Here is a 20,070-nt window from a genome sequence, read left to right as displayed (position 1 = left end):
TGCCGCCTGGCGACCTAGCGTCACCCGCGTGGTTAAGCTCTCCGTCATCGTGCCGTTCTACAACGTGCAGACCTATGCCCCTGACACGCTCAGAAGTCTTCGTGCGAACGCGCGTGAGGACTTCGAATTCATTCTCGTCGACGACCATGCGACCGACGGGACACCGGAGATCCTCGAGCGCGCCGAGCGCGAGCTTCCGGGGGCCGTCTACATCCGTCATGAGCAGAACGGCGGGCTCGCCACCGCGCGCAACACCGGCCTGGACGCGGCGACCGGCGAGTACCTCACCTTCCTCGACGGCGACGACTGGCTCGCGCCCGGCTATTACGAGCAGCTGCTCGCGGCCATCGAGGACCTGGGGTGCGACTTCGTCCGCACCGACCATGTCCAGTGCACCGGCCGCAAGCGCTCGGTCACCCGGGTGCCGCACGGTCTGCGGGACCGGGTGATGAACCCGCGGGACGTGATCCTCCCCGCCGACCGCTCCACCTCGGTCGACTACGCCTTCGCCTGGGCGGGCATGTACCACCGCCGCCTCGCCGACGAGGGGCTTCTCCACTTCACCCACGGGCTGCGCACCGCCGAGGACCGGCCCTGGATCTGGCGGCTGCACCGCGAGGCGCGCAGCTTCGCCGTCCTCGGCCTGCACGGCGTCTTCTACCGGCGCGGTGTCTCCTCCTCGCTCACCCAGATCGGCGATGTGCGGCAGCTCGACTTCATCCGCGCCTTCGACCAGGTCATCGAGGAGACGGCGCGGGACCGCGACGCGGACACCCTGCTGCCGAAGGCCGTGCGCACCTACTGCGCGATCATTTCCCACCATCTCGGAAACATCGAACGCTTCGAGCCCCAGGTGGCCCGCAAGCTGCGGTCGATGTCGGCGGCTGCGCTGAAGCGCATGCCCCAGGACGTACTGAAGGACGCGCTGGATTCCATGGACTACGAGCGTGCCGCGCGCCTGCGGCGACTGAAGCGCCGGGCGGGTACGGAGGTGGCGGCCTGATGTCCGCGACCCTGGCGACCCAGACGTACACCCCGCGCGGCGAACGCAAGCGCACCCAGATCTTCATGGCCTCCACCCTGTACGGGGCGGCCACTCTCGCCGCCGCGATCGACGCGGGCAGCGTCGGCCCGGCCGACCGCAGGCTGCTGCTGGTCAGCAACAACGCCGCGACGCCGGAGACCACACCCGCCGTCGACGACATGCCGGGCTTCGAGCGGCTGCGGCCGCGCTTCGACCGGGTGCTGTCCTGGAACGAGACCATCAGCCCCTTCCACCCCGGCGGCTGGGGCCCGCGCCAGGACGACGCCCCGCTGTGGGAGCGCCATCTGCGGCTGCTGTGGAACCTGGGCGAGGACGACATCGAGCTGGTCCTGGAGTCCATCCAGGTCAACCCGGCGATGGCGATCGCCCAGGTGTTCCAGGGCGCGCCCATCGACGTCTACGCGGACGGGCTGATGAGCTACGGCCCGACCCGTAACAAGCTCCACCCGCTGGTCGGCACCCGCATCCGCCGGCTGCTCCACCTCGACCTGGTGCCGGGGCTGAAGCCGCTGCTGCTCACCGAGTTCGGGGTGCCCGCGGAGGTGCTGCCGACCGAGACGTTCATCAAGGTGCTCGCCGAGATCGGCGAGGCCGCCCCGCGCACCGTCGCCTCCGCCACCGAGCGGATCGGCACCGGCACCGGGCCCGCCCTGATGCTGGGTCAGTACCTCTCCGCGCTGGACATCCTCACTCCGGAGGAGGAGGAAGAGCTGCATGTGCGGATGCTGCGGGGCGCGGTGGCGCTCGGCCACCGCACCGTCGTCTTCAAACCGCACCCCACCGCCCCGGCGCGCTGGTCGCGGATGCTGGAGAAGAAGGCCGCCGAGCTGGGCGCGGAGCTGACCGTCATGGACACCCCGGTCCTCGCCGAGGTGCTCTACCAGCGGATGGAACCGGGCCTGGTCATCGGCTGCTTCTCCACCGCGCTGCTCACCGCGAGCGTCTTCTACGGGCTGCCGGTGGCGAGGATCGGCACCGACGCGCTGCTGGAGCGGCTCACCCCGTACCAGAACAGCAACCGGGTGCCGGTCACCATCGTGGACGCGCTGCTGCCGGACCTGGAGAACCACAAGGCCGTCGCCGCCGGTTCCGGTGCCGGTGCGGTGGACGAGCGGTCGGGCCAGAAGCTGACCGGGCTGGTCGCCGCCGTCGGCTTCTGCATGCAGGCGAAGATCTACCCCGGTCTGCGGCCCGCCGCGGAGCGCTATCTCGCCGCGCATCTGGACGCCCACACCTGGCGCTACTTCAAGCGCCGCCGACTGACCGCGCTCGCCCTGCCCGGGGCGGTCCCGTCCCAGCTCGGCTTCATCCCGCGCAACGAGACCGTGCGGCGGGTCGCGCGCCGGGCGCGGGCGCTGAAGAAGGCCGCGCTGAAGAAGACCGCGACGGGCTGACCCACCCACTGTCCCCCGACTGCGAAGGAGCAACGGCGTGACCGCCGACCACGGGGTAAGCCACATACGCACCGGCGCCTCGGGGGTGGCGTCATGACCGCGGGCGCGCCGCCCGCACCCGGAGCGGGCCCGATATCCCCTGCGGTGACGTTGCCGTCGCAGCGGGAAGGCGGCCAGCCCGAGCCGGGGCAGGGGCCGGGCCGGCCGGTCCCGGGCCGCAAGGGGCAGCCGGTCCGGCTGCGCGCCCTGGACGGGCTGCGGCTGCTGGCCGCGCTCATGGTCGCCGCGTACCACTACGGCGGCCGCGACGGGGAGATCGCCGAGGCGTGGGGCGCGTCCCCGCGCGAGATCTTCCCCACCGTGTCGCCGTACTTCTCGTACGGCTGCCTCGGCGTCCAGATCTTCTTCGTCATCAGCGGCTTCGTCATCTGCATGAGCGGCTGGGGGCGCCCGCTGCGCTCCTTCTTCGCCTCCCGCGTCTCCCGGCTCTTCCCCGCCTACTGGGCCGCGATCCTGCTGGTCACCGCCGTCTTCGCGCTCCCCTGGGTGGCGTTCGAGACGGTCTCGCCGAGCGACACCCTGGTCAACCTGACCATGCTCCAGCAGCCGCTGGGCGCCGACCGGGTCCTCGGCGTGTGCTGGACCCTCTGGGCGGAGCTGCGGTTCTACGCCCTCTTCGCGCTCTTCGTCGTCCTGCCGGGCGCGAGCCGCCAGCGCGTCGTCCTGTTCTGCGCCGTATGGACCCTGGGAGCGGCCGTCACCGACGCGGCGAACCAGCCCCTCCTGGACCTGATCCTGATGCCGAACTACGCCCCGTACTTCATCGGCGGCATCGGCCTCTACCTGATCCACCGCTACGGCCACGACGCCACCGCGTGGGGCATCGTCGCCCTCAGCTTCCTGATCGGGCAGCACTACGCGGTCGCCGAACTCTGGCACCGCCCCAACCCGGACTTCTTCTCCTACCGCTCCACCCTCGGCATCGTCGCGATCGTCGCCTTCGGCTACATCGCCGTCGCCCTGGTCGCGCTGGGCAAGCTGAACTGGGCCAACTGGCGCTGGCTGACGGTCGCGGGCGCGCTGACGTACCCCTTCTACCTGGTCCACGAACACCTGGGCTGGGTCGTCGTCCAGCACCTCCACCGCACCCTGGGCATGCCCGCCTTGGGGACCTTCTTCCTGACGATCCTGCTGATGCTGACCCTGGCCTGGCTGCTCTACCACTTCGTGGAACAGCGCCTCACGCCCGTGCTGAAGCGCTCCCTCTCGGCGGCCCGGGTGCGCTGATCCGGACGCGCCGAGCCGGAACCAAATGTCAACCTTGGTCGTCACGATCACATGAATGATCAAGCCAGTTGAGGTTCAACAGAGAGAGCACCGCATATGCGCAAGTCCCTTCGCCGGGCACTGATCGCCGCCCCCGTCGCCGCCGCTTCCCTCGGTCTCGTCCTCACGGTCGGCGCGGGCACGAGTGCGGCCGACATGCACGCCACCAACGTGAGCGAGACGTACTCCCAGGGCTCCGTGACGTACAACGCGGCCACCGACACGATCAAGGTCAAGGACCTCAAGGCGGACGGCCGCACCTTCGCCATCAGCGTCTTCGGACCCGCCGCAGACGGTGTCAACGTGTGCAAGGTGGGTGGCAAGGGCAAGTCCAAGACCTGCGACTACAACTTCGACGAAGGCCGGCTGAACGCCCTGGTCTTCCTTGAGCGGGGCAACCAGCACTGGGACGTCGACAAGTTCCAGTTCCGCGCCTGACCCACGTGCCGAGCGCCGCCGAGCGGGCGGCGGTTCGGCACGCCCCTTGGCCGCACCACGGTGTCACACCCGCCGCGTGATCGGGGCTGCGACGAGACGCCGTACCGGATCCGCATGGCCCGGGTGCGCTGAAAACGTGTCGCCCCGGCGGGCGGCGGGACGTACCGTCGCCGCTATGCAGCTGCTCTCCGTGAACGTCGGCAAGCCCCGGCCCAACCCGTGGAAGGGCCTCAGCACGACGGGCATCGACAAACGCCCCGTCGACGGCCCGGTCACCGTCACCGCCCCCGGCCCCAAGGGCACCGGCGCGGTCGGTCTCGACGGCGACCGGGCGTACGACGTCAAGCACCACGGCGGCCCCGACCAGGCCGTCTACGCCTACGCCCGCGAGGACCTCGACGGCTGGGAGACCGAGCTTCGCACTCCCCTGAAGAACGGCGTCTTCGGCGAGAACCTCACCACCATCGGCCTGGACGTCAACGCCGCCCTGATCGGCGAGCGCTGGCACATCGGACCCGATGTGGTCCTGGAGGTGTCCTGCCCCCGGATCCCGTGCGCGACCTTCCAGGGCTGGCTGGAGCGCGACGGCTGGATCAAGCGCTTCACCGAGGCCGCGCTCCCCGGCGCCTATCTGCGCGTCATCTCCCCCGGTGCCCTGCGCGCCGGCGACCCGGTCGAGATCGCCCACCGCCCCGACCACGACGTGACCATAGCCCTCGCCTTCCGCGCCCTGACCCGCGAAGCCGCCCTCCTCCCCCGGCTGCTGGCCGCGGACGCGCTGCCGGAGGAGATCACGGCCCTGGTGCGCAAGCGCGCTGTCACCCCTGCTGCCGACGCACCATCTCCGTGATCCAGACGGGCGCGAACGGGGAGGTGCAGCCCGGGGACGTCGGATAGTCCTTGAGCACCTCCAGGCGCTCACCGATGCCGATCGCACGGGTGCGGTGCTGGGCGTGCTCGATCCCGATCTGCGCCAGGCAGTGGTTCATCGCCCACTGCAAGCGCGGCGGAGCGTCCTTCATCTCCGCCTCGATGACATCGAGCAGCCCCGTGAGGTCGAGGCCGTCCGGCTTCTTCGCCACGCGTTCGGTGGTGAGCGCCCAGCCCGCGCTGGCGACCACCGGATCCGGATCTTCTGACCAGGCCGAGCGCAGCTCTTCCGCATACGGGTTCTTCTTCACCACGTAATTCACGAGCCAGTCGTGCACCTTGGGCGTGCGCGCCTCGCGCAGCATGACGTCCAGCTCGTCCCGCTCGAACGCCTTCGGGCGGCAGATCAGCAGCGCCAGCAGCCGCGCCGCGGTGTCGTCCGTCGCCCAGAGCTGACGCGCGAGCTCCTGCTGCGTCTTCAGCCGCTTCGCGAGCGCGCGCAGCTTGCTGAGGTTCACGCCGTGATCGTCGCCGTGTCTCTCGTTCACCGCGCGGATCTTCGGATCCTCGAGCCCGGCCAGCTCGGCCATCACCTCGGTCAGCGTCGTCCCGGCCACGTCAGCCTCCTGTCCCTCAGGCGCGCGTCTCAGCCTACGGCTCGGCCCGGGGATCCGCTCAGCAGCCGGACTCGGGCGCCAGCGCCTCGCGGCTGAGTACCTTGACCCGAGAAACGTTTCCCAGTACGTCAACAAGTTCGAAGGCTTTGCGTCCACGGCCCTTTTCTTGCGCGAACAGGAAACCAGCTAAGCGTTGTCCCGTAAATGATCTAAAGCATGCTGGTCGACCAGCGTTGTTTCCCGCTCAACCGGCGAGCGCGAGGACAGATAGCACCGCAAGGGTATTGACGCCCTCACAGCTTGAGCTGATCGAGGACTCGGACGACCTGGTCGTGGCCGGCCTACCGCGCGTCGAGTGCCTCCACCTCGGCCGCTTCTGGGACCGCCTTCGCGTTCGTCCTACGGCCCCGGAGGCCGAGGGCGACAAGTACGGCCGCCGCCAGTACGACCGTCGTTTCCACCGCGAGGACCGTGTGGAGGCCCGTCAGCAGGTCCGACGTGGTGGTGGCAAGGACGCCCAGGAGCGGGATGCCGATGGTGATGCCGACCTGCTGGGTGGAAGTGACCAGACCGGTCGCCAGGCCCTGCTCCGCGTCCGGTACACCGGACGTGACCGTCAGGCCGTAGGAGACGATCACACCGAGGTGGCACACGCACGCCAGGGAGATGGCGGCCGTGGCGAGCCACACCGACCAGACGTGGGTGCCCAGCCCCAGCAGCGCCCCGGTCAGCACACCCTGCCCGGCGAGCGAGCCGACGAGCGTGCGGCGGGCGCCGAAGCGGCCGATGACCTTGGGGGCGTAGGCCCCGGCGACCGCCGACAGCACGCCTGCCACGCCGAAGACCAGCCCGGTCCGGAAGGCGGACAGGCCCAGGGTCTCCTCGAAGTACAGGGTCAGCACGAACACCAGCGTCGACATCATCGAGAAGGTGACCAGACCGCCCACGTTGCCCCATGCCACGGTGCGGCGGCGCAGCATCGGCAGGGAGACCAGCGGCGCCTCGGTGCGGGACTCGACGAGCACGAACACGATGAGCAGCGCCAGGCCCGCGGCCAAGGTCGCGATGACGTCGACGTGCCCGAAACCGCGGTCGGCGGCCGTCGACAGGGCGTAGATCACCGACAGCAGACCGCCGGTGACGGTGACCGCGCCGGGCACGTCCAGGCGCGGGCGCTCAGGGGTGCGGGACTCCGGCAGCAGACCCGGAGCCAGGGGGAGAACGATCAGCGCGAAGAGGGCGAGCACGCCCATGGTGGAGCGCCAGCCCAGCACGTCGGTCAGGACACCGCCGGCCACCATGCCGACGGTGAAACCGAGCGAGAGCAGCGTGCCCGAGATACCGAGAGCGCGGTCGCGGGCCGGTCCCTCCGCGAACGTCGTGGTGAGCAGGGACATCCCGGTCGGGACGATGGCCGCCGCGCCGACCCCTTGCAGGGCCCGCCCGGTGAGGAACGACGCCGGGTCCCAGGCGAAGGTCGCCAGCAGCGAGGCCGCCCCGAACAGGGCGAGTCCGGTCAGGAACAGCCGTCGGCGGCCGTACAGGTCGCCGATGCGGCCGAAGAGGAGCAGGAAGCCGCCGGACGGCAGCGCGAACGCGGTGACCGCCCACTGCAACGCCCACTGGCTCATGCCGAGGTCGGCGCCGAGGACGGGCAGCGCCACGTTCAGCACGGAGAAGTCGAGGGCCACCATGAACTGGGCGGCGCACAGGACGAACAGCACGAGTCTGTCGCGCGTCGACAGCCGTGGGGTGTCGAGCGGTGAAGGTGCGGGATTGGTATCGATCGCCATGGGCAAGAGCCTGTGGCCATCGGAATAGCCGTGGGGAGCGGCAGGTTCTCCTGGTGGTAGCACCACCAGACACGAGGAGGACCGGATCATGTCCGGGGACGCGCCCAAGGCCCGGCGGCGTAGCGAGCTGCGCGCGTTCCTGATGAGCCGGAGGGCCCGGGTCACCCCGGCCGACGCCGGACTTCCGGACGGTGGCGCCCGCCGCCGCACCCCGGGGCTGCGCCGCGAGGAGGTCGCCGTGCTCGCCGGTGTCGGCGCCTCCTGGTACCAGTGGCTGGAACAGGGCCGGAACATCTCGGTCTCCCCGCAGGTCCTCGACTCCGTCGCCCGCGTCCTGCGGCTGAGCAACGCCGAGCGCCGCCATCTCTACGTCCTCGCCGGGATGAACCCGCCCGTGCCCGAGATCGAGCCGGACAGGCAGCGGGACATCTGCGAGGGGTTGCAGCGGCTGATCGACGCGTGGATGCCGTATCCGGCGCACATCATGGACCTGTACTACAACACCGTGCTGCACAACGACGCGGCCGCGACGGTCCTCGGGATGCGTCCCGGCATCACGCAGAACTGCCTCGTCGACTTCTTCACCGACCCGATGTACCGCTCCCGCTCAAGGAGTTGGGAGCAGAACGCGCGCACGGTCGTCGCGCAGTTCCGGGCCGCCTGTTTGGCCAGCCCGGACGACGACGGGTTCCAGGCGGTGGCGGCCGAACTGAAGTCGGCGAGCGCGGAGTTCACCGAGCTGTGGGAGCGGCGGGACATCGAGGAGGCCGGGCAGATCCGCAAAGAGATGGACCACCCGCTGCTGGGGTTGCTGTGTTTCGAGTCCAGCGTGATGAGGCTGCCGGCGCGACCGGATCTGTCGATCGTGCTGCACACGCCGCTGAACGAGGCGGACACCGCGGGCAAGCTGGAATGGCTGGCGTCGCCGGAGGGGCGGCGTGGGGCGATGTACCCCATGGCGGGATAGCGGCGGTGCTACTGAGGTTTTCGGTTCGGTGGATGGCCGCCGCGCCGGGTGGGGTACCGTCCGCCGCGGCTCCGGCCGATGACGGACCTGAGCCGGAGAGGACGACTCATGGGCTCGAAGACGGAACGTACGCGCGGCAGGCAACGTGATGCGGATGCCACGCGGGCCGCGCTGCTCGGCGCTGCCCGCGACCTGTTCGCCCGCCACGGATATGATGCTGTGACCGTTCGGGACATAGGAGAGCATGCCAGCGTCGACGCCGCCCTGATCGCGCGGTATTTCGGCAGCAAGGCTGCCTTGTACCGGGCGGCGGTGGACGAGGACAGCCGGAACGTGAACGTGTCGCCCGAGACGCTCGACCTGGGGGCCTTCACCGTGGAGGCGCTGCACCGGGCCGACCGTAGAGGCGCGCCGGGCCCTGTCGTCCAGGCCCTCCTCTCCCGGAGCGACGTGGCCGAAGCGCGTACCACCGCGGCAGACGAAGCACGCACCCGCCTGATTTCTCCGCTCGCCAACCGACTCGCGGCCGAGGGAGCCGACGATCCCATCGGCCGGGCCGAGGTCCTGATCTCCTGCTTGATCGGCGTCATCGCCCTGCGCACGAGCCCCAGCTTCGAGCGCCTGTCGGCAATGAGACCTGAAGACATCGGTGCCATCCTCGAGGCCGCCGCGCAAACGCACACCGAGCCCACCTCGTCGAAAGGGCCGGCCGTGGAGCCTGCCGCTGGAGGACCGAGTGCTGCTGGTCGCCCGTCTACTGGCGGACGAACCTGACCCTGCGCCAACTGGCCCTGCTGTTCGGAGTGTCCAAGTCCCCGGCCGACCGAATCATCGGCCAGCTCGGGCCAGCGCTCGCCCGCCTGCACAACCTCACCGTCGCCAGGTGACGAAGAAGCGGGCAGTTCAACGAGCACGTCGTAGATCATTTACGGGACAACGCTGAGAGACCCTTCCAAGGTGCCCATAGGTCGAACCGAGCCCACATCGGCCGGGAGTGCGATCTATGAAAATCACCGAAGAACATATCGATGCCATGGGGTCGCCCTGGGCCGAATCCCGCTCGACAGTGCCAACCACCTCGCGGAAATCCTCTTGCGCGCTGCGCTGGAGCAGCAGACCAAGAAGGCCGCCACGAGCTGAGCGGCCCCTTTGCGTCCCGGCTGGACCGAAGCCCTGGCAGGTCGAGCCCGCATCCTTCATCCACGGCACCTGGACCGAGCTGCGGCAGGCAGCGGAATGGTTCGGTGGGCAACTGCGCGCTACCGCAACATCGTTCGTATCGGAACACGACTCGCATGCAGCCCGCACCGCATGCGGCCGGACATTCCTTGCCCTCAGGCGGTGTCAGAGGACCTGGTTACGGTGGCCGGATGAACGGATCGAAAGCACCGATCGGACCTGATGTGCCGGGCGCATTGCTCCCCCTCCTTGGCACCGACGAGGAGGTCGTCGCGTTCTTCGCCGCGATCGCGGACCTTGACGCGACGGACCCGGCCGACCATGTGCAGGAAGACGACATACGGCTTGCATCCGGAATGCGGCTGGAGCAGTTCGCGCGGGCGGGCTCGGGGGACGCGTTCTGCTTCGTCGGCGAGGGCGGCGAGGAACGCCCGGTGGTGTACGTGAGCCTTGACGGCGAGGCCGGACCGCTCGCGCTCGGGCTGCCGGACTTGGTGCGGCTGTGCCTCGTGGCGCCGTGGTGGCGGGACGCGCGCAGGCGGACGGCCGAAGAACTCCAGGCGGTCGCCGACGAGTACCGGGAGAGCTGGCCCGACCTCGACCAACGACGCGATCGCGCGGCCCAGGCGCTCGGTCTCGACCCGGCCGGGCTGCCGTCCGAGGCCACGGTCTTGGCCCGGCTCGTGGAGCTCTCCCGGGGGCCGGTCGCTACTGCCTGCCTCGTCGTCGGGTGCGAAGGCGATCCGCTCGATCCCCTCTTCGATGTCGCCCCCGACCACCTCTGACCCAATTCTCAGCACACACGCCCGGTCATGGTCGTATCCCAGCGCATGCCAGCGACCATGTGCTCCAGATAGCCCGCGTCGCTGACCGTCACCGCAATCTCCGCGTAAGGAAGTTCGGCGATGGAGTGGTCCCCAAACAGATCCCACACATCGTAGTCGTCCAGATCGGCGGGGCCGTCCGGCTGCTCCGGGTCCCAGGGCTCGTTCGGGTCCTTCAGCGCCGCGACTTCGCTCAGTAGCGGGAGGTTCCGATACGGGGTGATGTCGTAAGAGGTCACGATGTCGGCGGCGCGTTGTGCGAACTCCTCGGCATCGCCGGAAGTGAAAACGGAATAGCCGGGACGGCTGCCCCCGCTCAGCTGGTACACGTCTTCCGCTTTGCGCCTGGGTTCGAGGACGGTCTCGCCGTCGTCTGCGAGCAGGTACCCATCCTCGGTAACCCTTATCTCCTTTCCGAGGATGAGGTCGAAGAGATGCGGGAATTCATCTCTCAGCCGCATGCCTGCGGTGATGCCCTTACCCTGCTGCTCGGTGAAGGGGTACCGCTCTCCATCTTCATCGTCTTCATCACGCAGATACCCTTTGTCCAGCTTCCACCAGGCGTCGGCCAGGAGAGACAGAGGGAAGACGGCCTCTTCCGGCACATAGGGGACATCGGGATTGACGATGTGCACCCTCCCACGGAGGGTCGAGCCTTCGACGGAGTCGATGGACACGGTGAAGATTGTGGTCACGCTGGGGCTTCCCTATCCGTCGGCGTCTACGTGGCAGGCACTCGCCCAGTGTTCCTCGAACTCGGTCCGGCTGATCTCCTGGTCCGTGAGCGCCGGGTCGAAGAGGTCCACGATCGGCGGGTTGAACGGCCAGTCGTCCGGCCCGCTGCGCATCACGCTCGGCGCGCAGGCCGTCCAGTCCGGCGGGCATCCGGGGATCGTCGATGTCGACTTCGTCCAGTTCCTCGTCCTCGAAGCGGGCCACGATCTCCGGGTCGGTGACCACCTCGACCCAGGCGAACGTTTCGAGGACCTCCCGCTCGGAACGCGCTCGGATCCGCCACCACACGCCGCCCATGCCGTAGTCGTGCAGAGCGAGGAAGGAGCGCTTGTGCGCGGCATCGTCACTGGTCATGGGGGCTGAGCCTAACGAGGCACGCCGCACGGGTGCAGAACCGCACGGAGGTCAGACCCACGTCGGGGTGTCGGTGCCCCAGTGGCCGGGTGGGCGGGTCCAGTCGCGGGGAGCGCCGTCGTACGCGATCGGCGGGAGGGCGTGGCGGAGGTGGCCGTACGGGGAGGGGCGCTCGGTCAGCCACGGGTCGGGGGCGTACGTCCCGACGGGCGGCGGGGTGGGGGTGATGCCGTGCATGAGCCAGGACGCCGTTCCGGCCAGGGAGAAGCGTAGGTGGCGGGCGGTGCCGGTGGCGGCGCGGTCGGTGAGGGCGCGTAGTACACCGGCCGCGATCAGGTAGCCGGTGCCGTGGTCGAGGGCCTGGGCGGGGAGTGCGCGGGGGTGGCCGTCGGCGGTGGCCTCGAGCTGGGCGATGCCGGTTCCGGCCTGGACCAGGCTGTCGAAGCCGCGGCGGTCGGCCCACTCCCCGGTCCAGCCCCAGGCGTTGAGCTGGGCGACGATCAGGCCGGGGTGGTGGGTGAGGTAGCGGTCGAGGGCGCCGGGGCGGTAGGCAGTGACCACGACGTCGGCCTGGGCGAGGAGTTCGTCGAAGGTGCGGCGGTCGTGGGGGTCGGCGAGGTCCAGGCGGGTCGAACGCTTGCCGAAGCCGGTGTCGGCGTGGGCGTCGGGGTCTTCGGGGAGCTGCGGGGAGTCGACGCGCAGGACGTCCGCGCCCAGCAGGGCCAGGGTGCGGGTGGCGACGGGACCGGCGATGACCCGGGTCAGGTCCAGGACCCGGACGCCTGCGGCGGGCAGCGCCGTAGGAGACAGGGGGCGGGGAGTGGGAGTGCCACCATCGGCCTGCCATGACTCCACCAAGGGGAAGGTGGACAGGGGGAGTTCGCTGTCCTCCGGCCGTACGGCGGCCACGGCCAGGGCGCCCGCCGCGTACGCCGTCTCCTGGATCTCGCGGGCCGGGCGCTGTGCCAGCTCGGCGGCGAGGGCATCGGGATCGCCCGGCTCCGGCAGACCCAGCGCGGCCAGCAACCGGGCGCGGTGGTGGGGGTAGTTGGCGTGGGTGCGTACCCAGCCGTCGGCCGCGCGCCAGAAGCCGGACAGCGGGGCGAAGTTGGTGGGGCTGCGGCCGTCGATGAGCAGGTGGCGTTCGCTGATGAACGCCGTGGCGACCGCGCCCTCCTCCACCCGTACGGCGGGGATCGCACCGCCACCGCGCCGCGCGGCCAGTTCGGCGGCGGCCAGCGAGCACACCCCTACGGTGGCCCGGGCCAGTTGCCGCACCGGCAGCCGGGCGGCGAGCACCTCGCCCGCCGGGGTGTAGGTGATCCGCCCGGCGAGGGCGGGGGCGCCGCCGAGGGCGGCCCAGGCGTGGGCGGTCGCGAAGTCGGTCGTCATGCGGTCATTGTGCCGCCGGGCCCAGCGTGGATTCGATACCCGCGACGATCGTGCGCAGCCCCTCCTCGAAGCGGGCGTCGTAGTCCAGGAAGAGGTCCGCGCCGGCGGCGGCCGCGAGCGGGTAGTCGGGGCCGATGAGGTCGGCCCGTTCCGCGACGTCGTAGCCGGGGGTGCGTTCGCCCGCCATGGGCTCGACGGCCTGCTCCTCGGTCACGAACCCGAGGGTGAAGGCGTACGCGATGAACGAGGCGCGGGCCGCGGCGCCCGGGGTGAACCCCGCGGCCACGAAGGCGCGCAGATGGGCCTCCATCGTGACGGCGTGGTCGGTGCGGGTGAAGCGGGTGCCGCTGAAGACCTTCGCCCCGTCGCGGTAGCGCAGCAGGGTTCGGCGCAGGGCGTGCTGGCCCTCGATGAGCCGTTCCTGCCAGGTCATCGCCTCATCGAGGTTCCCCGGTTCTTCGGCCAGCCGCAGGAAGATCGTGGTGGCCATCTCGTCCAGCAGCGCCTGCTTGTTCTTGAAGTGCCAGTAGAGGGCGGGCGCCTGGACGTTCAGCTCCTTGGCGATGCGGCGCAGGGTGAGCCCTTCGAGGCCCACCTCGTTGAGCAGCCGCAGCGCGGCGTCCACCACCTGCTCCCGGTCCAGTCGCGTTGTCGCCATGGGGTCATCCTCGCAGCTCAGCCTCGCCCCTCTTGACAATTTAACAATGTTAATCGCACTCTCGACCACATGGAACTTAACAACGTTAAGGACGCGGACGTACTGATCATCGGGGCAGGTCCGGCCGGGCTCACCCTGGCCATCGACCTGGCCCGGCGCGGCGTCGCGGCGCGAATCGTGGAGCGCGGCGAGCGGCTGTTCCCGGGGTCGCGCGGCAAGGGGCTCCAGCCGAGGACGCAGGAGGTCTTCGACGACCTCGGGGTCATGGCCGCGGTCCGCGCGGCGGGCGGGCCGTATCCGCCGATGATGGGGTGGGAGGACGGCCGGCGGCTCGGCGCGTTCGAGATGATCGTCCGTACCGGGCCGACCCCGGGCACCCCGTACCACGACATCTGGATGCTGCCGCAGTGGCGGACCGCCGAGATCCTGTACGCGCGGCTGCGGGAGCTGGGCGGCGAGGTCGAGTTCGGCGCCGCGTGCACGGGCCTGACGCAGGACGCGGACGGCGTCACCGCGCGGCTCTCGTACGCCGACGGCTCGACCGGGTCCGTACGGGCGGCCTACGCCGTGGCCGCCGACGGCGGCCGCAGCACGGTGCGCAAGGCGCTCGGCATCGCCATGGCGGGCGAGACCGTCGACCCGCATCCACTGCTGGTCGCGGACGTCACGCTGACCGGCCTGGACCGCGACCACTGGCACGTGTGGCAGCACGCCAAGGGCGGCGTCCTCGCGCTGTGCCCGCTCGCCGGGACCGGGCTCTTCCAGGCGGTGGCCCAGTACGAGGACGAGGGGGCCGAGGGCGCCGTACCCGACCCGGACCCGGAGGCGGTGCGGCGGCTGATCGTCGACCGGACGCATCTGGCGGAGTCCGAGGTGGGCGAGGTGCGGTGGGCGTCACCGTTCCGGGCGCGGGCGGCGATGGCGGAACGGTTCCGTCAGGGGCGGGTCTTCCTGGTGGGCGACGCCGCGCACATCCACTCCCCCGCGGGCGGCCAGGGCCTCAACACCAGCGTGCAGGACGCGTACAACCTCGGCTGGAAGCTGGGCGCCGTGCTGCGGGGCTCCGCCGATCCCGTACTGCTGGACAGTTACGAGGAGGAGCGGATGCCCGTCGCCGCGGGGGTGCTGGGCATCAGCACCCGCATCCACCGCGCCAAGGCGGAGGGCGACGCGGACTCGCAGGAACCCCGGCGCACGGCGGAGGTGCACCAGCTGGGGCTGACCTACCGGGGTGGGGCGCTCGCGGTCGACCGGAGGCAGAACGCGACCGCGCTGCGGGCGGGCGACCGCGCACCCGACGCCCCCTGCGCGCTCCCGGACGGCACCCCGTTCCACCTCTTCGACGCCTTCCGCGGCCCGCATGTGACGGTGCTCGCACTCGGCGGCGCGGAACCGCCCGCCCCCGAGCGCGCGTCCGTGCGTACGTATCGTGTCGGCGGCCCGGCACCCGATCTGCTCGACCCGGACGGACACCTCCGCGCCGGATACGGGGATCAGGGCGTCTTCGTCATCCGGCCGGACGGGTACGTGGGGTGCGTGGCCGACCGGGCGGACGAGGTGACGGGATATCTCACCACCTTGGGCACGTAGGACGATACGACGGGAAATCGCACAGCGGGTACGGCTACCATCGCGGAGCGCACATCCATTGACCGCTCTCATGCGTCCCCGGTTCGACGGCTTTCCCTCCGGACGGCTGCGCCGACGCCGATGGGACATTTGGAGTATTCATTTGAAAACCACCACCAAGCGCATGCGTCGCCTCTCCGCGCTGAGCGTTCTCGCCGCGGGATCCGTGCTGGCCTCCGGGGCGTTCGTCCCGGCGCAGGCCGCCACCGCCGCTGCGCCCACGATCGCCGCCAAGGGCGGGTACGTGATGAACAACGGGACGGGCAAGGACCTTTACAAGAAGGCCGCCGACACCCGTCTCTCCACCGGCTCCACCACCAAGATCATGACCGCCCGGGTGGTTCTGGCCCAGCCGAACCTCAACCTGAACTCCAAGGTCACGATCCAGAAGGCGTACAGCGACTACATCGTCGACAACAACTGGGCCTCCTCGGCCCGTCTGATCGTCGGCGACAAGGTCACCGTCCGCCAGCTGCTCTACGGGCTGATGCTGCCGTCCGGTTGTGACGCCGCGTACGCCCTGGCCGACAAGTTCGGCAGCGGCTCGACCCGCGCCGCGCGGGTGAAGTCGTTCATCGGCAAGATGAACTCCACCGCCAAGAGCCTCGGCCTGAAGAACACGAACTTCGACTCGTTCGACGGCATAGGGCACGGCAAGAACTACTCCACGCCGCGCGACCTGACGAAGCTCGCGAGCAGCGCGATGAAGTACTCGACGTTCCGCTCGGTCGTGAAGACGAAGAAGACGACCCAGAAGACCGTCACCAAGAGCGGTGGCTACCGCAACATGACGTGGGAGAACACCAACCCGCTGCTCGGCACCTACTCGGGCGCCATCGGCGTGAAGACCGGCTCGGGCCCGGAGGCCAAGTACTGCCTGGTCTTCGCCGCCACCCGCAGCGGCAAGACGGTCATCGGCACCGTCCTCGCCTCGTCCTCGGTCGCCACGCGCACCTCGGACGCGAAGAAGCTGCTGAACTACGGCTTCAAGAAGTAGTCACGTACGTACGGCCAGGGGCCTGCTCGCGAGCCACGCGAGCAGGCCCCTTCGACGTACCGGGAGGGAATCAGGCGTTGGCCGACGGCGCGGGTTCCCGGCGATGCTCCAGCCAGGTGCGGCTGAGGTCGTCCCAGATCGCCTGGTACCGACCGAAGATCTCGCTGAGCTGATCGAAGGTGAGCTCGTCGGGGCCCGTCGACGCCATGAGGTATTCGAGGTCATCGGCAAGCCGCTGGAACCGATACTGCGCGTCCTCCATCAGCACCCACCGCGAGCGCCAGTTGAAGAACGGTTCGATGGCTCCCAGCAACGTCACCAGCGCCACACACCCCAGGGCCACATCGGCCCACGTGTTGAGGTCCTGGAAGCCCAGGATGACGGTGGATGCGGCGGACAGTGCCAGCGTCGCCACCTTGGTGACGGAGGCACTTCGGCGGAACCGCCTCTTCCTGCCGCGGGCGTAGCCGTTGCCCTGACGAATCTTGTCCAGCAGGAAGGCGGCTGCCTCCCCCGGGCTGGGACCGGCACCTGGTCCACTGTCCGGCCGCACTCCGCCCCCAAAGCTCCGTCGCCACCTTGCAGCTCGCGGCGCCCAGTCTAAGAGGGCGCCGCCTCTGAGAACTCATCCCATACACCGGTGGCGGCGGTCTTGCGGGCGTACTCCGCGAAGTCATGGGGTGGTCGGCCGAGAACGCGCTCGACGGTGTCGGTCACGGTGGCCCTGCGGCCGTCGAAGACCTCGGCCATCAGGCCGGCCAGTTGTGTCGCGTACTCGGCCGGCACGCCTCGTCCGGTCAGGGATGAGACGAACTGCTCGGGCGTGACCGGCAGATAGCGAACGTCCCTGCGGGTCACCCTCGCTATCTCGCCGACGGCATCGGCGAAGGTGAGCAGTCGTGGTCCGGTCACTTCGTGGATCTGGCCGGCATGGCCGTTCTCGGTCAGCGCCGCGACGGCGACATCCGCGATGTCCTCCGCGTCGGTGAACGGTTCCGCCACATCGCCGACCGGAAGTGCGACCACACCGGCCCGGACCAGTTCCGCGAGGAACGCCTCGCTGAAGTTCTGCGTGATGAACCCCGCCCGCACGATGGTCCATTCCGCACCCGACCCCCGCACCGCCTGTTCGCACCGCTCGGCCTCGGCGGCACCGCGGTCGGCGAGCAGGACGAGGCGCCGGACGCCGCGAGCCACCGCGAGGTCCGCGAAGGAACCCACGGTCCCCGCCGCGCCGGGGAACGCCGCATCAGGGTAGAAGGCCACATACGCCGCGTCCGCGCCGCGCAGCGCTGGTTCCCACGTGGTGTCGTCGTGCCAGTCGAACGGCGGCTCGGCGCGCCGTGAGCCCACCCGTACCGGCACGTCACGCGCTACGAGCCCGGACACGACCCGGCGTCCGGTCTTGCCTGTTCCCGCGAGGACCAACGTCGTTGGCGCAGTCGATGTCATGGTCCACAGTCCATCGGCACGCCGGACCACGGGCCATGGTCGAGGCTCGCAGGTCCATCATCGTGCGTCTTACACTGCGCCGGTGGACCCTTTGTCGATCTTGTTGGGCGGAGTGAGGGCCAGGGGCGCGTTCGTGCTGCGGACCGTCCAGAACCCGCCCTGGTCGGTGGAAGTGCGGGACAGGGCACCGCTCAGCGTGGTGGCCGTCCTGCGGGGGATGCCCTGGGCCGTGCCCAGCACCGGCGACGCGGTGCGACTGGAAGCGGGCGATATCGCGATCACGCGTGGCCCGGACGCGTTCACCTTCGCCGACAGTCCCCGCACACCGGTCCAGGTGGTCGTTCAGCCCGGCCCCCGGCGGACGACCTCGGCCGGTACGGAGCTGCCCGAGGTCGCGGACACGGGCGTGCGCACCTGGGTCAACGGCCTGCGCACGTGCGACGACGGCGCGGACGGTTCCTCGGTGCTGCTGATCGGCAAGTACCGGGGACGGGGCGAGATCGCCGCGCACCTGCTCGGCGCGTTGCCGCCGCTGCTGGTCGTCCCCAGGGCCGCCCACGGCGAATCGGCGCTGGTGTCACTGCTCGCCGAGGAGACCGTGCGCGACGAGCCGGGCCAGGATCTCGTGCTCGATCGATTTCTGGATCTCTTGCTGGTCGCAAGCCTCCGCGCATGGTTCTCCCGGCCCGGTGCCGAAACGCCGGCCTGGTACCGGGCCAACGGGGATCCCGTGGTCGGCACCGTCCTGCGGCTCATCCACGGCCACCCGGACCACCCCTGGACGGTGGCCGCGCTCGCCGCGCGGACCGGGGTGTCCCGAGCGACGCTGGCCCGCCGCTTCACCGGCCTCATCGGCATGCCACCCATGGCATACCTCGCCGGGTGGCGCATCGACCTGGCCGCCGATCTCCTCAGGGAGTCGGACGCCACGATCGACTCCGTAGCCCGTCAAGTGGGGTACGGCAGCGCGTTCGCGCTCAGCACCGCTTTCAAGCGCGCACGCGGGATCAGCCCACAACGCCACCGCGACCGGACATGACCGCTCCGGGTGCCGCGGGGCGCGTCGCCCCGGGTCGGCGGCGAAGTGGTCGGTGCCCAGCACCGTGAGCAGGGCGTGTTTCTCGTGGCTTTCCGTGCCCGGGGTGGGCCGTCGCGGGTGGCGGACGCGCGCAGCAGGGCGACGTTGGTGCAGCTGTTGTCGTCGTGGTCGTCGGGGTGGTACCGCTCGCGGGCGGCCGGGGCGGTGAACCAGCGGTACGTGGCGCTGCGGGCGTTGCCGGTGTACTGGGTCTGGTCGCCGTCACGCCGCGGCGTCCGCCGCCCCGGTGCGGTACCAGGGGCGACGGACGCACAGTGATCGAACGGTCAGGCCTCGAAGTCCAGCAGGACCTTGCAGGACTCGCGGCGGTCGGCCGCCTGGGCGAACGCCTCCTTGGCCTCCCGCACCGGCCGCACCCCGCTGATCAGCGCGTCGAACGACGGCTCCGTCGCCAGCAGCCGCAGCGCGTCGTCGAACTCCTCGTGGAAGCGGAACGCGCCGCGCAGGTCGATCTCGCGGGCGACCAGCAGGTTTCCGGCGAACGGGCTCTGCCCCGGCGGCAGCATGCCGAGCTGGACGATCACCCCGCCGCGCCGCACCCGGTGCAGACAGGTGTCGAGCCCGGCGGCCACGCCCGATGCCTCGATCGCGACGTCCACCTCGTCGGAGGGCCAGTTCGGGTCGTCCGGGTCGTCGGCCCGTACGCACGCCGTCGCACCGGCCGCCGCCGCGAACTCCAGGGCCTTGGGCAGCACATCGGTCGCCGTGATGGACGCGGCGCCCGCCGCCCTGGCGGCGGCGATGGCGAGGCAGCCGATCGGCCCGGAGCCGGTGATCAGTACGTTGCGGCCCTTCAGATCGCCCGCGCGGCGCACCGCGTGCAGGGCGACGGACAGCGGTTCGGCGAGCGCGGCCCGGCGCGGCTCCAGCCCCTCGGGCAGGACCCGCAGCTGCCCGGCAGGGACGGCGATACGGGACGCGAACCCGCCCTGTACGTGGGGGAAGCGCGCCGCGCTGCCCAGGTAGCGGGTGTCCCGGCAGATGTTGGCGCGGCCGCCGACGCATTCGGGGCACACCCCGCACGGCGTCGCCGGGTGCACGGCGACCGGGGTGCCGGGCGCGGGCCCGCTCGCGCCCTCGCCGTACGACACGACCGTGCCGACGACCTCGTGCCCCAGCACCATGGGCTGCTTCAGCCGGAAGTCGCCCACGCCACCGTGCTGGTGGTAGTGGAGATCCGACCCGCAGATCCCGCCGTAGCGGATCGCCACCAGCGCCTGTCCGGGCGCCACCTCCGGTTCGGGGAGTTCGTCGACCCGCAGGTCGCCCTGTCCATGGATCACACAGCCCAGCACCATCCG

The 20,070-nt window shown here is 70.4% G+C and carries 18 protein-coding genes and 3 pseudogenes; 13 read left to right on the top strand and 8 right to left on the bottom strand.

Annotated elements, in window-relative coordinates; translation table 11 throughout:
* Positions 1-28: 28 nt before the first annotated feature.
* The 5 genes from SSOG_RS25900 to SSOG_RS25880 all read left to right on the top strand — a co-directional run bounded on the left by SSOG_RS25900 (position 29) and on the right by SSOG_RS25880 (position 5,053).
* The gene (locus SSOG_RS25900) at positions 29-1,003 is read left to right on the top strand and encodes a glycosyltransferase family 2 protein (protein WP_009717212.1); all 975 of its coding nucleotides are present in this window, start codon (positions 29-31) and stop codon (positions 1,001-1,003) included.
* Positions 1,003-2,439 carry a polysialyltransferase family glycosyltransferase gene (locus SSOG_RS25895; protein WP_009717211.1) on the top strand — a complete coding sequence of 479 codons (1,437 nt, stop codon included), beginning with the start codon at positions 1,003-1,005 and terminating at the stop codon, positions 2,437-2,439. Before SSOG_RS25900 ends, SSOG_RS25895 begins: the two co-directional genes overlap by 1 nt.
* Positions 2,440-2,532: 93 nt before the next feature.
* Positions 2,533-3,726 carry an acyltransferase family protein gene (locus tag SSOG_RS25890; RefSeq protein WP_078510399.1) on the top strand — a complete coding sequence of 398 codons (1,194 nt, stop codon included), beginning with the start codon at positions 2,533-2,535 and terminating at the stop codon, positions 3,724-3,726.
* 96 nt (positions 3,727-3,822) lie between these two features.
* Entirely contained in the window at positions 3,823-4,203 is a 381-nt protein-coding gene (locus SSOG_RS25885; protein WP_009717209.1) for a hypothetical protein, read from the top strand.
* Positions 4,204-4,378: 175 nt separating this feature from the next.
* Positions 4,379-5,053 carry an MOSC domain-containing protein gene (locus SSOG_RS25880; protein ID WP_009717208.1) on the top strand — a complete coding sequence of 225 codons (675 nt, stop codon included), beginning with the start codon at positions 4,379-4,381 and terminating at the stop codon, positions 5,051-5,053.
* Here the strand turns inward: SSOG_RS25880 and SSOG_RS25875 are convergent.
* Entirely contained in the window at positions 5,022-5,690 is a 669-nt protein-coding gene (locus tag SSOG_RS25875) for a DNA alkylation repair protein (RefSeq protein ID WP_039938713.1), read from the bottom strand. The genes SSOG_RS25880 and SSOG_RS25875 overlap by 32 nt on opposite strands.
* Positions 5,691-6,031: 341 nt before the next feature.
* Positions 6,032-7,483 (bottom strand): MFS transporter, encoded by a 1,452-nt coding sequence (locus SSOG_RS25870; protein WP_039938711.1) that lies wholly within the window; start codon positions 7,481-7,483, stop codon positions 6,032-6,034.
* Between the two features lie 88 nt (positions 7,484-7,571).
* Here SSOG_RS25870 and SSOG_RS25865 point away from each other — a divergent pair, with 88 nt between their 5' ends.
* The 4 genes and pseudogenes from SSOG_RS25865 (at position 7,572) to SSOG_RS25855 (ending at position 10,414) form a co-directional block, all read left to right on the top strand.
* Complete coding sequence (locus SSOG_RS25865) at positions 7,572-8,450, top strand: helix-turn-helix transcriptional regulator (protein WP_009717205.1); 879 nt, start codon at positions 7,572-7,574, stop codon at positions 8,448-8,450.
* A gap of 78 nt (positions 8,451-8,528) precedes the next feature.
* Positions 8,529-9,116 (top strand): annotated as a pseudogene (locus tag SSOG_RS25860) (TetR/AcrR family transcriptional regulator); the annotation flags it as partial.
* 31 nt (positions 9,117-9,147) lie between these two features.
* Positions 9,148-9,307: pseudogene (locus tag SSOG_RS56310) on the top strand (helix-turn-helix domain-containing protein); the annotation flags it as partial.
* 513 nt (positions 9,308-9,820) lie between these two features.
* Complete coding sequence (locus SSOG_RS25855; RefSeq protein ID WP_106516459.1) at positions 9,821-10,414, top strand: hypothetical protein; 594 nt, start codon at positions 9,821-9,823, stop codon at positions 10,412-10,414.
* A gap of 8 nt (positions 10,415-10,422) precedes the next feature.
* On the opposite strand, the gene SSOG_RS25850 is transcribed toward SSOG_RS25855, so the two are convergent.
* A complete protein-coding gene (locus SSOG_RS25850) occupies positions 10,423-11,148 on the bottom strand; it encodes a hypothetical protein (RefSeq protein ID WP_009717202.1) in 726 nt (241 codons plus the stop codon).
* A 121-nt stretch (positions 11,149-11,269) separates the two neighbouring features.
* Here SSOG_RS25850 and SSOG_RS53915 point away from each other — a divergent pair, with 121 nt between their 5' ends.
* The gene (locus tag SSOG_RS53915; protein ID WP_050799968.1) at positions 11,270-11,551 is read left to right on the top strand and encodes a hypothetical protein; all 282 of its coding nucleotides are present in this window, start codon (positions 11,270-11,272) and stop codon (positions 11,549-11,551) included.
* A 42-nt stretch (positions 11,552-11,593) separates the two neighbouring features.
* Here the strand turns inward: SSOG_RS53915 and SSOG_RS25840 are convergent, their stop codons facing one another.
* Positions 11,594-12,934, bottom strand: a complete 1,341-nt coding sequence (locus tag SSOG_RS25840; protein ID WP_009717200.1) for a CoA transferase — start codon at positions 12,932-12,934, stop codon at positions 11,594-11,596.
* A 4-nt stretch (positions 12,935-12,938) separates the two neighbouring features.
* Positions 12,939-13,592, bottom strand: coding sequence for a TetR/AcrR family transcriptional regulator C-terminal domain-containing protein (locus tag SSOG_RS25835; RefSeq protein WP_009717199.1), 654 nt, complete (start codon positions 13,590-13,592; stop codon positions 12,939-12,941).
* Between the two features lie 66 nt (positions 13,593-13,658).
* Between SSOG_RS25835 and SSOG_RS25830 the strand changes: the two are divergent.
* Together SSOG_RS25830 and SSOG_RS25825 are read left to right on the top strand one after the other, a co-directional pair.
* Positions 13,659-15,182, top strand: a pseudogene (locus tag SSOG_RS25830) (FAD-dependent oxidoreductase); the annotation flags it as partial.
* A 163-nt stretch (positions 15,183-15,345) separates the two neighbouring features.
* The gene (locus SSOG_RS25825) at positions 15,346-16,218 is read left to right on the top strand and encodes a D-alanyl-D-alanine carboxypeptidase family protein (protein WP_050800347.1); all 873 of its coding nucleotides are present in this window, start codon (positions 15,346-15,348) and stop codon (positions 16,216-16,218) included.
* Positions 16,219-16,288: 70 nt separating this feature from the next.
* Here SSOG_RS25825 and SSOG_RS25820 read toward each other — a convergent pair whose 3' ends face one another.
* Both SSOG_RS25820 and SSOG_RS25815 read right to left on the bottom strand, forming a co-directional pair.
* Positions 16,289-16,771, bottom strand: coding sequence for an SLATT domain-containing protein (locus tag SSOG_RS25820; protein WP_009717196.1), 483 nt, complete (start codon positions 16,769-16,771; stop codon positions 16,289-16,291).
* 47 nt (positions 16,772-16,818) lie between these two features.
* Positions 16,819-17,670, bottom strand: a complete 852-nt coding sequence (locus SSOG_RS25815; RefSeq protein ID WP_039938706.1) for an NAD(P)H-binding protein — start codon at positions 17,668-17,670, stop codon at positions 16,819-16,821.
* Positions 17,671-17,752: 82 nt separating this feature from the next.
* Between SSOG_RS25815 and SSOG_RS25810 the strand changes: the two genes are divergently transcribed.
* Complete coding sequence (locus SSOG_RS25810; RefSeq protein WP_039938704.1) at positions 17,753-18,709, top strand: AraC family transcriptional regulator; 957 nt, start codon at positions 17,753-17,755, stop codon at positions 18,707-18,709.
* Positions 18,710-19,035: 326 nt separating this feature from the next.
* Here the strand turns inward: SSOG_RS25810 and SSOG_RS25800 are convergent, their stop codons facing one another.
* On the bottom strand, positions 19,036-20,067 hold the full coding sequence (locus SSOG_RS25800; RefSeq protein ID WP_009717193.1) for an L-idonate 5-dehydrogenase: 1,032 nt from the start codon (positions 20,065-20,067) through the stop codon (positions 19,036-19,038).
* Positions 20,068-20,070 lie beyond the last annotated feature (3 nt).

This window comes from Streptomyces himastatinicus ATCC 53653 (assembly GCF_000158915.1).
GTDB classification, from domain to species: Bacteria; Actinomycetota; Actinomycetes; order Streptomycetales; family Streptomycetaceae; genus Streptomyces; species Streptomyces himastatinicus.
The sequence above is the reverse complement of the archived record's forward strand: the minus strand, read 5'-3'. Positions and strand labels throughout refer to the sequence as shown.

Excerpts from the sequence above, each read along its gene's own strand:
- SSOG_RS25825 (WP_050800347.1), top strand. The coding sequence starts at position 15,346 with ATGCGTCGCCTCTCCGCGCTGAGCGTTCTCGCCGCGGGATCCGTGCTG.
- SSOG_RS25895 (WP_009717211.1), top strand. The coding sequence starts at position 1,003 with ATGTCCGCGACCCTGGCGACCCAGACGTACACCCCGCGCGGCGAACGC.
- SSOG_RS25890 (WP_078510399.1), top strand. The coding sequence starts at position 2,533 with ATGACCGCGGGCGCGCCGCCCGCACCCGGAGCGGGCCCGATATCCCCT.
- SSOG_RS25870 (WP_039938711.1), bottom strand. The coding sequence starts at position 7,483 with ATGGCGATCGATACCAATCCCGCACCTTCACCGCTCGACACCCCACGG.
- SSOG_RS25835 (WP_009717199.1), bottom strand. The coding sequence starts at position 13,592 with ATGGCGACAACGCGACTGGACCGGGAGCAGGTGGTGGACGCCGCGCTG.
- SSOG_RS25885 (WP_009717209.1), top strand. The coding sequence starts at position 3,823 with ATGCGCAAGTCCCTTCGCCGGGCACTGATCGCCGCCCCCGTCGCCGCC.
- SSOG_RS25880 (WP_009717208.1), top strand. The coding sequence starts at position 4,379 with ATGCAGCTGCTCTCCGTGAACGTCGGCAAGCCCCGGCCCAACCCGTGG.
- SSOG_RS25840 (WP_009717200.1), bottom strand. The coding sequence starts at position 12,934 with ATGACGACCGACTTCGCGACCGCCCACGCCTGGGCCGCCCTCGGCGGC.
- SSOG_RS25800 (WP_009717193.1), bottom strand. The coding sequence starts at position 20,067 with ATGGTGCTGGGCTGTGTGATCCATGGACAGGGCGACCTGCGGGTCGAC.
- SSOG_RS25865 (WP_009717205.1), top strand. The coding sequence starts at position 7,572 with ATGTCCGGGGACGCGCCCAAGGCCCGGCGGCGTAGCGAGCTGCGCGCG.
- SSOG_RS25855 (WP_106516459.1), top strand. The coding sequence starts at position 9,821 with ATGAACGGATCGAAAGCACCGATCGGACCTGATGTGCCGGGCGCATTG.
- SSOG_RS25815 (WP_039938706.1), bottom strand. The coding sequence starts at position 17,670 with ATGACATCGACTGCGCCAACGACGTTGGTCCTCGCGGGAACAGGCAAG.